At 42.5% G+C, this 12,085-nt stretch carries 9 protein-coding genes and 1 pseudogene; 3 read left to right on the top strand and 7 right to left on the bottom strand.

Annotation, left to right across the window (positions count from 1 at the left end; genetic code table 11):
• The first annotated feature begins 116 nt into the window (after positions 1 to 116).
• Positions 117 to 1,454, top strand: a complete 1,338-nt coding sequence (locus ABC336_RS21185) for an ISL3 family transposase (RefSeq protein WP_029594550.1) — start codon at positions 117 to 119, stop codon at positions 1,452 to 1,454.
• 55 nt (positions 1,455 to 1,509) lie between these two features.
• On the opposite strand, the pseudogene ABC336_RS21180 reads toward ABC336_RS21185, so the two are convergent.
• From ABC336_RS21180 to ABC336_RS21165, 4 genes and pseudogenes are all read right to left on the bottom strand, one after another.
• Positions 1,510 to 1,815 (bottom strand): annotated as a pseudogene (locus ABC336_RS21180) (restriction endonuclease subunit S); the annotation flags it as partial.
• A gap of 853 nt (positions 1,816 to 2,668) precedes the next feature.
• Positions 2,669 to 5,416, bottom strand: a complete 2,748-nt coding sequence (locus ABC336_RS21175) for a type I restriction-modification system subunit M (protein ID WP_413240523.1) — start codon at positions 5,414 to 5,416, stop codon at positions 2,669 to 2,671.
• Between the two features lie 523 nt (positions 5,417 to 5,939).
• Entirely contained in the window at positions 5,940 to 7,088 is a 1,149-nt protein-coding gene (locus tag ABC336_RS21170) for a helix-turn-helix domain-containing protein (RefSeq protein WP_254366590.1), read from the bottom strand.
• A gap of 15 nt (positions 7,089 to 7,103) precedes the next feature.
• Positions 7,104 to 7,808: a hypothetical protein gene (locus ABC336_RS21165; protein ID WP_413240522.1), complete on the bottom strand. Its 705-nt coding sequence runs from the start codon at positions 7,806 to 7,808 to the stop codon at positions 7,104 to 7,106.
• A gap of 444 nt (positions 7,809 to 8,252) precedes the next feature.
• Between ABC336_RS21165 and ABC336_RS21160 the strand changes: the two genes are divergently transcribed.
• Together ABC336_RS21160 and ABC336_RS21155 are read left to right on the top strand one after the other, a co-directional pair.
• Positions 8,253 to 8,429 (top strand): hypothetical protein, encoded by a 177-nt coding sequence (locus tag ABC336_RS21160; protein ID WP_413240521.1) that lies wholly within the window; start codon positions 8,253 to 8,255, stop codon positions 8,427 to 8,429.
• A 15-nt stretch (positions 8,430 to 8,444) separates the two neighbouring features.
• Positions 8,445 to 8,570: a hypothetical protein gene (locus ABC336_RS21155; RefSeq protein WP_413240520.1), complete on the top strand. Its 126-nt coding sequence runs from the start codon at positions 8,445 to 8,447 to the stop codon at positions 8,568 to 8,570.
• Between the two features lie 246 nt (positions 8,571 to 8,816).
• Here ABC336_RS21155 and ABC336_RS21150 read toward each other — a convergent pair whose 3' ends face one another.
• From ABC336_RS21150 to ABC336_RS21140, 3 genes are all read right to left on the bottom strand, one after another.
• A complete protein-coding gene (locus tag ABC336_RS21150) occupies positions 8,817 to 10,826 on the bottom strand; it encodes a C40 family peptidase (RefSeq protein ID WP_413240519.1) in 2,010 nt (669 codons plus the stop codon).
• A 32-nt stretch (positions 10,827 to 10,858) separates the two neighbouring features.
• Positions 10,859 to 11,266 (bottom strand): DUF6075 family protein, encoded by a 408-nt coding sequence (locus tag ABC336_RS21145; RefSeq protein ID WP_413240518.1) that lies wholly within the window; start codon positions 11,264 to 11,266, stop codon positions 10,859 to 10,861.
• A gap of 117 nt (positions 11,267 to 11,383) precedes the next feature.
• Positions 11,384 to 11,803 carry an RNA polymerase sigma factor gene (locus ABC336_RS21140; protein ID WP_413240517.1) on the bottom strand — a complete coding sequence of 140 codons (420 nt, stop codon included), beginning with the start codon at positions 11,801 to 11,803 and terminating at the stop codon, positions 11,384 to 11,386.
• Between the last annotated feature and the right edge of the window lie 282 nt (positions 11,804 to 12,085).

The raw sequence follows: 12,085 nt of genomic DNA, 5'->3' as shown, positions 1-12,085 counted from the left end.
GATTATCTCATGGTTGCTGCAAAGAACGAAGGTGGGTAGGGTTTGACGCTTACTCTGTTATACGAGAAACGATTAGTATTTAAAGAGCTAACTTACTAGATGTAGAAGGTGACACAATGGAGATTCTAAACCTCCCCCACTTCAATATCAAACAATTTGCTGAAAATGAACATGACTTTCTGATCCAGGTGGAGACAGCCTCTCCACCTTCTTTTTGTCCACATTGTGGATGCGTGGCAAATCTGTATAAGCATGATAACAGAGACCATCTTTGTATGGATCTGCCTATTCATGGAAAACGTGTAGGGCTTCTTGTAAAGCGTCAGCGATATAAATGCCGTGAATGTAATCAAACTTTTTGGGAACGATTAGAACACACCATAGACGAGAAGCGAAACTGCACCAAACGGTTATTGTCTTACGTCGAGAAGCAAAGTCTTAAACGCACGTTTGTCAGTATTTCAGAAGATGTCGGGCTGAACGAAAAGACGATACGGAACATCTTTCGTGATTACATCAATCGCCTGGAAGAGACGCTTCGATTTGAAACACCTAATTGGCTTGGAATAGACGAAATTCACATTATCAAGCCAAGATGCGTTTTAACCAACATCGAGGAACGTACCTTGTTAGACGTTCTACCCAATCGCAATAAGGAAACGGTTGTAAGCTACCTCTCACGCCTTCCAAACAGAGGACGAATACAATACGTCACAATGGATATGTGGCGACCGTATAAGGACGCTGTGAAAGCTGTACTGCCCAAGGCGACTATCATCGTCGATAAGTTTCACGTTGTCCGTATGGCGAATCAAGCCTTAGAATCCATCCGCAAACAGCTTAGAGAAGGCTTATCACCGAAGGAACGGCGCGGGCTTATGCACGACCGCTTTATCCTCTTGAAACGCCATAAAGAGCTTACGGAAATGGATAAGATAACGCTTGACCTATGGACGAAGAATCACCCCTCTCTCGGTATTGCTTATGACTTGAAGGAATCATTTTTCGATATTTGGGATACCGACAGCAGACAGAAAGCGTACCTCAGATACCACGATTGGAAAGCCAAGATACCAAAGGAACTGCAATCCGCTTTTGAGCCTCTTACAAAGGCTATGGCGAATTGGGAAGAAGAGATATTCAACTACTTCGACCATCGCATTACAAACGCCTATACGGAGTCTCTGAACAGCCTTATACGTGTCACAAACCGTTTAGGAAGGGGCTACTCCTTCGAAGCTTTACGAGCCAAAATACTCTTTACAGAAGGACTTCAAAAGGAACGTAAACCCAAGTATCAGAAACGTTTGGATGACTACGAACTTCGAGACTACAACTATCCGATGTTCGAGAAAATGTTCCCCGTTGGCGTTGTTCGTGAACGTGAGCGTGGCGAGCTTCTTGGTGTCGACATTTCCACCTTAATTGAGAAATTGGAGAAGGGCGAACTATAAGCCCTTTTCCACTATTAAATCCGAATACCCTTTTTATATTTTTCATTTTTTCTAGCTTACGCCGATGAAGGGTGATGCTCCTATCGAGATTTGACAGGAACGTAGCTATTTTTAGTTGTTCATCGTATTGAGGAATGAACAACGTAAAGTCACACAAGTTCTTGTAATATAATCGTGTTCTAGTACCACCTTTCTTTTGCTCCTTACAGAATGAAATAAATCTATTGCTTGAATTTAAATACTCAACAATAAAAGAAAGACAATTATGTCCATAAGCATCGAACACCGGATATTCTCGGCTAACAAGCCCGTTTTCAACTATATAGTTTATATTAAAATGAAAAATATCATCATCACTCATATGACGGTAGGTGCATTTACCATACGGAACAATGCTAAATAAAGTATTTTCATTATACGTAGTCACATTACCTCTATATTCATCCTGGAACATCAATCCATTTCTAGAAGAAGTCAATAATGGATATCCGGATTTCAAAGTAGTATATCCTTCTAATTCCATAATAACTTCCCCTAATCTACGCTTTTCCCAAGCACCAGTAAATCCAGCAAATCGAATTTCTGGAACATTTGCTCCATGCTCCGGAAACATTTTTTCAACCGTGGATTTTTTGATGATTATCAGCTTCTCATACTTGCGCTGTTGAAGGGTAATTAGGTTGTCGATGTGAGCAAAAATAGCCGCAATTCTTTCTTGCTCAGGCACAGAAGGTATGTGACACAAAACGTTAATAAACGAGTCCCAGTAAAGCCTTTTTCTGAAATCGGTGACGCCATAAGAGAGGTTGTTTATTTGAATAATGGTTTCATCTCGGCGCAAACAATAATCCATAAACAGAGGATAAAGTTGCGCATCGGGAATAGCAGTAATATATGCAGGACTCACCATTCCTTCTGATTTTACGACTCCGATTGCCCCTTGCCACGCACGCATCATGTTCAGAACGAGATCACCGAAATAAACATGTTTATAAAGAGACTTATCTTCACTTCTACGCACTTTCTTCCCTAAAGTATCACTGTCTAATTCTTCGTTTGAAACACCATGACGGATGGAAACGGAAAGGATCGGTAAAGAATCGTCTCCTCGTTCGTTACGTTCCTTGTATATTTCCCCTAACTTCCGCTGTTCCCAGGCACCTTTAAATTCACTGAAACGAATATCTGGTTTTTTATCTTTTCCGGCCATAATATTATTCACCCTTCAGTAGCTTTTGGAGCTCGCTGAGACCTTTCATATCATACTCGTTGCCGATGAGCTCATCAATTAGTACCGAGAGAGTAGACTCCGTTTCCTGTATCTCCGTTTCAACTGAAGAGTACGTAACAGCGTATTTTTCAGACAGAGCTCTTACATTGTCTACCAGAACAGAAATTACATTAAGGGGAAGCTGCTTAATACTCTCCGTAAGCGGAACAATCCATTTTCGTTCAAGCAATTCCAGCGCCTGCTCGTCGGACAGCGCTTCAATAGCTTCCTTGGTTTTTATATGCAAAGCTGCGGCATCCGCTTTTACCTGTGCTTTTACTTCCTTTTCTTCGGCCATCAGCCTATTTACTTTTATAATTTTTGCTTCAAAGGATTCTTCCGGGAATTCAAAAACAGATTGAAGTTCTGCTAAATAAGCAATTATTGTTTTTTTAGCATAGGTGCCATCGTGGCTTACTTCCATATTGGACCATACGACTTCGTCGTGTGCACTGATAAAGGCAAGTTTTTCGGCTTTCCTGGAAAGTAGGATATAAGTGTTAAGAGCCTTAATTTCCTCGGTATCGACGTCAGCATAAATTTCTTTTATTTTTTCGCTGACTTCTTTAGCGACGAACGCATCATTGGACTCGTTTGTCACATTTGAATCCTTTTCTTCTTCGGAAAGTGAATCGAGAATTTCAACATATTCAGAGGAGATTTCGGCAAGGCGACCCTCTTTTTGCATGACCGCTTCATATTCATCCAATAGAAGTGTCCGCTGTACAAGTTCAAACGGAATGACATGGCCGATCCAACCATCCTGGACTTCTTCCTCTTTGCCGTCCTTTTTCTTGATGACCATGTTGGGATCAACCTTCTTGACAGCGTTGAAGCCCTCTGTTTGAATGACTTCAAGATCAACGGATGTTTTTGCCCACTCATCAGCAAGAAATTGATAGGCTTCATATTTGTTAATAAGCGGAATGGAGGCAAGTCGGGTAAAAATTTCAGCACTCAATACTGCCTCTTCTTTTGAAATATTCAGGCTCGCCATATTGGTTATAAGCTCGCTTTTCATGAAACCTTCGAAGTCTCCGAAGGCATCCATGAAGTTGGAAATGAAAGCTTTTACAGCAGGATGCTCGTTGACAGTCTGTTCGATATTGCCAACTGTCAATTCAGCGTAAGGACCAGCACCATATGTAAACAATGCCTCCTTCAATCCCGGAAAAGCACTCCAGTACGCGTCGAGTTTATCAGTTTCGCTCATAGGAATGCCACCGAACATTGAAGCGTAGAGATCCCATTTCTCTGCGCCTTCTGAAGAATCAACATATCTAGGGATATTTAAGTTATATTCATTCCGACGAATTTCCTCACGGCTGACTTTTCTTGAGAATTTGTCAAGATCGGCTCTGGTCGTTACGGTTTCAACGATCTTCTTAATATCAGACGCTCTGAGCTTATTGTTCTTGCCAGCTTTCATAAAGCCTTTGGATGCATCAACAAACAGAACATCAGTATTCTCACGTTTTTGTTTCAACACCATGATGATCGTCTGAATACCGGTGCCAAAGAAAATATTGGCGGGGAGCCCTAGGATAGCATCAATGTGATTGCCTTCAATTAAATTTCTGCGAATCCCGCCCTCTTCACCGCCGCGGAACAGGACACCATGCGGAAGAACGATCGTCATGATGCCATCCGGCTTAAGATGGAACAAATCGTGAAGCAGGAAAGCATAATCGGCTTTTGATTTTGGAGCGAGTCCGAAACGTGCGTAGCGTGGGTCTGTTTCCTTATTGCTCGGATCCCAATGCTGAGAATATGGAGGATTGGAAACAACTGCATCCACATAAAGTGGATTGTACGTTTCAATCGGGTTGGCTTCATCAAAGTATGGCCAATCATCCTCCAAAGTGTCACCATTTCGGGTTACGATATTATCCGGAAGAATGCCGCGCATAACTAAATTCATACGAGTCAAATTGTATGTATTCTGCTTTAATTCCTGTGCAAAATACTTGATATTGTCTTCATCATCAATATACTTGGCAACAGAACGACCAATATTGATCAAAAGAGAGCCCGAACCGCTCGTCGGGTCATAAATGTTGATTTCCGACCTGTCCTTTAAATGACCTGCAACAATTTCGGACATAAGAAGGGATACTTCATGCGGCGTGTAAAACTCGCCTGCCTTCTTTCCGGCATTGGCTGCAAACATGCTAATCAAATATTCATAAATGAAGCCAAGGACATCGTAGTCCTGCCTTCCATTCATTGGAATGTCTTTAATCATATGAATCAGATCGCTGATCGCCTTGGTTCTAGAAGCGGAGCTGTCACCGAGTTTGCTCAAACCAACCTGCAAGGTATTGAATATACCCTCGAATACCATCTTATAAGAGGGATTAATCAGACGGTTAAATGCTGACAAAGCATCTGTGACATTAGACACATCGAAATCTTTGCCCATTTTGAGCCAGGTTGAGAACAAGTCCTTGTACGCAATAAAATATCCGATACGTTCACGAATATACTTTACGGTTTCGGCATCAGATTCAATAAGCGTTTCGATGTCTTCCTGGGGAAAGCCATCTTCTTTCAGAAACTTTAACTCCCTGTCCGAAAGATACTTATAAAATATGAAGCCTAGAATGTAATCTTTATATTCATTGGCCTCGATTTTTGAGCGCATTTTATTAGCGGATTCCCATATTTTCGTGGCGAGTTGTTGCTTATTCATAAGTTCTGTGTATCCTCTCTACCTAATTCTATGTATATTTTAAAATCAAATGTTGATTTCTGTTATTACTCAAGCTTACTGTGGAAAGTGCTTACCGCTTATTCCCTAAGCACGGAAGCATTCTTGAGGTGAGTGAGACACTAGAGGCGAGGTCTGCTACGGCTCTAAGACCAAACGTAGCCACAAAACCAATGAATTTCTCTTACGTGTGACAGTAGACACAAAATGAGGGTCTACACATCCACGCCAACTGGCCAGTGATCATTCGAAGAAAAACCCTCAAACTCAAGCGTACCACATCGAAAAGCACTTTCCTAGATGCCTCTAATTGATAATTCACAAGGGTTCACGGCATTTCTGAGGATCAAACTTCGTTCGAATACTACTCTGTAATACGGTAGTATACCTAAAACATGTCTAATACCAAAAAGTTAGAAAGCCTTACTTGGATATAGACAGGAGTTCTATCAGTGAAAGTCATTATACATCATAAACCTCTGAGGAGTTTTCTGACCTCAGAGGTTTATGATTCTTTCTGATTGTTAACAATCAGTCTAAGCGTAGGCTCGATCTCCTTAAGTTTAAGTGAACCTTTATCCATAGTACAAAGCATTTCAATAAACTCTCTCGGGACGCCACTCTCATTGATTATTTGAAGTTCATTTTTAAAATTATTCTGGAGTAACATCTTTATGCCTTTATTCAATAGAATAGGCTTAGGAACTGGGATTACATCATCTAAGGGTTCTTTTGACCTCATTTTGTGAATGGACATTTGCTTCATTAATGAAGTATACCTGCTCTGATCAATTATCCCTAATTCTTGAGCTCGATATAGCATAGCCGCGATTGATACTTTCCAATATTTTTTCAACTCTATAAAATGAATTAACTTTGTAGAAGTAACTGTCTTTGCAAATGCCTCTGCAGGTAATAGAAAAGCTGATGCAAAGCGATTCGCCTGATGCTCAATAATCTTGAATTCCTCTCTTGAAAGTATATCCTGGTTGTGAATATGGTTGTGCATCAAGCGATGACCAATTTCATGAGCTGCATCAAATTGTCTTCTTGCAGCGGATTCCTTATCATTTCCTAAGAAAATATAAGGACGTCCCTTTCTGGATTGACAGAACGCATCTACCTTCAAGCTCTCCATATCAATTGAAAAAACAGCAATTCCATTTCGTTCCATAAGATTAACTATATTATTGATAGGATTTTCTCCAAGTCCCCAAAACTGTCTGACATTCTCCGCAAGTAACTCTATTGAATCATCATCCCAATCAGTTTGATCAAATAAAGATAAATCAGGTAAGTTTAGTTCAGGAAATTCAATGTACGTTTGCAGATAATCATAAATATATCCAGCAAGCCTTGATTTATTGTATTGAATCTCTTTGTTTTTTTTCGTTGCTGCTGCGGATGCTCTAAAAAAAGTATTACCTATGATATGTTCTTCATAGGTTTTATAGAAAAAACTCTTGGGAAAATCCAACTCCCGAATAATCCCCATCATTGTACTGGATTTAGGCTCATTTTCTCCCAACTCATACTGAGAAATAGCTTGTTTAGAGAGGCCTACTCTAATTGCGAGTTCACCGATACTTAGTCCTCTTACTAAACGTGCCTCTTTGAGTCTGGCTGGAATAATTTTCTGCTCCTCATTAATCATATAACTTTCCTACTTTCATACTGACGGATCAAATTTCAACTTTAGAGGTATATCCTCATCAGTTTGATGTGCTGTCTCTTTGAACGGTATTTTGATATCGTCACTGTCCTCATACACATTAATAGGCTTAACATTGTCTAAACTATTGCTAAGTACCATACTTGTAGTATCCTCCAAAAATATCCAGTCTGTATGATCAGGCAGTAAAGCGCCCTCTCTGATTGAACCATCATGAGGGTCATAAACAACAATTAGACCAAAAGGATAATTCTCCGTACCTAATGGGTGCATTGCCTGCTGGTATTGAATATCTATATCCGGAGAGTCTTCAGGTAATCCTTCTTCAATTAATCTGGGGATATTTGAAACAGAAAAATTCATTCTGTATGTACTGGCACTGTCAAACATATCTTTCTTAGTGGATAATGGTAAGACAAGAACAGATATATTTCTCAGCTTTTCTCTTAAAACGATATAAGGATGGAAGCCCGATTTCTTCTTTTCAATCTCAATTTGTAAATGCGGATACTTCTTAATCGAATTAATTACTTCTGTGTTAACAAGGTCATAACGATTTTTGGGATTCGATGTATCTGTTTCGATATCTGAAAATAGCTCTAGGTATAGCTGATGTCTCTTAAATCCTGATCTAATTCCTTCATATATAACTGTTCTCTGCTCCAAGAGAAGCATACATTTTTGATAAATATCTATACTCATAAATTGTCACCCCTCGTTAATGTCCTCACAATAAAGATATACCAAAACATAGTTTTTGTCTAGTTTCGTTTATATTTATTCTAAAATCGTAAAGTTTAAAATCATATTTAAGTTGATCGTCAACTAAAACTTATTACTACATTATCCGCCCTCACTTAATCGGAGCGCGAGAAATCGAGCGGCTTAATCAATAGCCTCTCTCCATTTTTAGTTGGTCGGACGGCTTCTACCACGAACGCGGCGTACCGCAGCGACAAGAAGGCGCTAAGGTTCGTGGATCCGGACGCTCTCGCCACGGTGTTCCTGCACTGTGAATCGCGTAATGTGGACAAGTCGGGCTGCATCAGATTCCAGGATCAAGTACGACGAAGTCGGCCTTCCATTCATCGTACAAACGGTCGACGTCGTCTTCGATCCGGCGGACATTGCGGAGCTCAGGGCCAAGTGCCGTGGCGCGTTCGCGAACTGGTCATCGGGGAACGTGCCGGCAAGTGGCCACCCTTGCCTGAGCATCTGGTCGAAGTGCCTGCGGATGCTTCCCGGCTGCTCGCCCCGCCGCGAAAGACCGCAATGTCGCCCGCAGGGAACAGCAGGCATCGCCCGTTGCCTACCGCCAGGTGAGCAAGGAGGTCAGCCATGTTTGAAACATTCTACATCCTCAGTGGTGCGCCGTTCTCCCTGGACATGATCTACGAATCGATCATCCTGGAGAAGACGCTCGACGGATTGGCCCAGTCCCTTTTTCCAACTATTTGCTGCTAATGAAAAAAGCCGGGCTGTTCGAATCCCGGGTTACAGACAATGGAAGTACTACAGTAGAAACGAAGAAATGCTTATGCAGCTAGGCGATTTTATCAAGAATGAAATGTATGGCATAATGGAATTGTCTAAGCTTGTACATGAACAAAGAGATATTAAAGGAGTACTTTAGAAGGGAAATGCTCGAAAGCCCTGAATAAGTGACTTCCGAGCATTCCGAGAGTACATCTTAGAATCATGATTTATTCGCTACATTTTAACCGCGGGTCTTCCAAACAACACTTGCTTATCCGAATCAAACAGATTACGATACACCACCTGCCCCCGACTTGAGGAAGCATCTACAACTTTTCCATTCCCCGCATAAATTCCAACATGGGTTATATCCATAAATCTACCGTTGCGTTCGTAGCTCCAAAATACAAGATCGCCAGGGACCAGTTCTGCCGCGCTTACTGTCAGGCCATTTTCTACGCTAAATCGGGCCTGTTCCGCAGCGGTACGCGGTAAGTTGATACCAAGCTGTCGATAAACCCACTGAACGAGATAGCTACAATCTGTAAAGTCATCCTGTCCGGCCTTCGGTTGACTGTACGGATCGCCTAAACGAGTTAGCGCCAATTTGACGACTTCGCTGCCTATTTCTCCCTCGGGCAAATGCTGCCCAATATCCGCAAGCTGCCCCGGCGTCAAGCCAATATCCGTTTCTTTACCCAACATCGCAAACATGAGTGGCCGAAACTCTCCAGACATCATTTCCTTCATGATGTCCATCTGTTCATTTGTAAAGTGATAAGATTCAGCCTGTTGCTCCGCAGTTTTGCTCGAAACGGTAATATGCAAAATGTGTTCATAGCTGGTAGTCGTCTCTTCGCTGGTAGTCCCATCTTCATGCTCTACCGTAACGCTTTCCGTATGTTCGATCGTTTCGATACGGGATTCCAGTTGATTCATGTCCCAAAACACCGATTGGATGATCCCGATCCTTGTTGCATCAAGTGTTGCTACATCCATTCCGTTTTCTGAATCCATAACAGTCTTCACGGCAAAAACGACTATAATATCCATCCAATTATCTATTCGCGTGTTGTCCGCGCTACCGGGGTAATGAAACTCCACCCGGTCTACACGGCCAGCGGACTGCTGTATTTCTGCCAGTCGGTCGGCATACTCAATGTCCAGCTCTTGAACGATTCGGGAAAGCGGCTTTACATCGGCATCCGTGTTTTCACCGGAAACAAAGATGCTGAACGGAGAGGAAATGACAGCAGCTATAGCCATAACAATGCACAGCAATACAATAACGGTGCTACTAATCCCCAAAAGCGCGGCTACCCCTTTGACAAGCAAAGCGGCTGCTTTTACTACCATTTTAATGATCCGAAGATTTAATCGTGCTGCAGCTTGTGCTCTTTGAATGGAGCGGCGGGCAGTCATCGCCATCTGTGCAGTCCGCTGTGCTGTCCTGACGCCGTGCATTTTTCCTTCCGCTTGGGTATCAGAATGGCTTTTAGCCTGTCCTAACCTTTGTCCCGTTTTTATAAATGGCGATAATGTCTTAAACTTCCGTTCTTTACGTTTAATCGTATGGCCTGCTTGCTTGGATATAGCGGAGGGAATTCGGGATGACTGTTGCCTGAAATGCCGCTTCCTCAAGCTTTCGGACGTTAGCGCTTTTAGACGATTCCCACGTACATTTGCTGAATGAGATACCGCGGCGGTAAATGCTCCTTTTTTTCCGGCTGGTTCTTGATGTCTACCTTTCCGATTTAGAATTCGGTCAGGAGAGCTATCTTTGCGAGAAGGATGCGGAAGCCGGGCATTAACCCGGCTTCGTATAAAGCGTTGTTTTCCTGATTGCTGGCTAGATGACAAAAGATATTTGCCATCAACCGGCTTACGGAGATGCAACCTGTGGGCAAGCTGCAATTGACGTGTACCCGAAGGCTTAGTAATTATGGCAACGGGGTTCTGCCTCGCTACCGTATTATCCTCTGACATTGCCCGCTTTTTTTGAATGAGCCTTATCAATCTTTTGTTGATAACCACGCTCATTCCAATTTGAGCACGTACCGTTTTATCTATGGCCGATGCAGAATGGTGCTGCGCATATTCAACTGGAGATTGTGAAGTCGTCTTGTCATTGTCTTTCTGCTGTTTCGTGCGGGCGCTCGAACGTTTTACACGATCCATCAAGTTTGGCAATCTATCCAAACGTTTAATGTCTTTTACAACTGTCCTCGTTTTAATATCCTTCATCGTCCTATTCCACTCCCTTAGCTGGTAGCCATTCAGCGAATTTGTTCAGTCGGACGTTTGAAAATCCTCTCTTGGCTTCTGCAATAATCAGGATAGCGAAGGTGAATCGCTTCAAAAAAATAGGGAGCGTAGCTGCAATCGAATAATTCGTGGGGAGTGGAGTAGCGTTCCCAGCCTGTTTCCGTCCAGCCATTCCACAGATTAAAAGCGAGCCTGCACACGCGAATAGAACTACCGGTTTGCCAAGAGGCCGCAAGACCTTCAGGTTTAATGCCCCCATTAGAAAAATCAAACAAATCGCGGATATGACTCCGGGTATCTCGGGAAATGCCTAATGTGTAGAAAAGTGCCCGATGGTAGCCGTCATTGCATTTCCTTTCGTCCAGCATTTGATAGTAGAATTCCTCGTGTTCTACATCTCGAAATAGAATCGGATTCATTGATACCTGCCCCTCTCATAGAAAATGAGCGGCTGGTTATAACCAGCCGCTTTCTGAACATGGCCTTCTATAAAACTGTTCATTTTGGCACGAAAACCGGACCCTTCGATGAAAAAATTACATATTTTTGAGCAAGTGTCCCATTTGTCTCAAGCCTCTTTGGATAGATTTACGAACAGCCCGTTCATCGACATGCTCGGCTCTGGCAATCGCGACTTTGCTCATGCCTAGAAAAAAGTGAGCATAAATTCGTCTTGCGGATTTCTCCGGCAACTGGCACAAAGCCTCATAAAGCTGCTGCCGGGAAAGCTTGCGCTCGTAAGCTTCCTCCGATGAAAGTGAAAGAAAGAGAATATCCTGCTCAATACCGTCATTCCGATCAAGCGAGTAATAAGCTTGATGGCGATACACGCGTAACCTGTATGCGCTTTCATGCAAGTCGAAGCGACGGATTTCTTGCGCAACTTCTTCATCCACATCAACCCACACATCCGTCTTAAAAAAGGGATACATATCCCGCAAGTTAATCCTTTTCATATTCGTCCCTCCATTTTGGTTTTTAGGCAAACCAAAACAGAGGGGGGAGAGCGACAGCCTAAGCTTCCTTTAAAGCGTTTGTGAATAATCTCAAAAAAACAAAAAAGACTTTGCCACAGAGCATGCCAACGCTCCATTGCGGCTAAGTCTGAAAGTGATCGTGTTAAAAACCGTAGAACAGACACATAAAAAGATCGCGGCTTGATATTACAGACAACTGGGCTGGGGGCACATAAATATCAGCTCCATCCTCACATGGCAACACCATGCGAGAAGAAAAGC

Origin of the sequence: Paenibacillus jepli (assembly GCF_047238105.1) — a bacterium.
In the GTDB taxonomy this organism is placed as follows: Bacteria; Bacillota; Bacilli; order Paenibacillales; family Paenibacillaceae; genus Paenibacillus_D.
The sequence above is the reverse complement of the archived record's forward strand: the minus strand, read 5'-3'. Positions and strand labels throughout refer to the sequence as shown.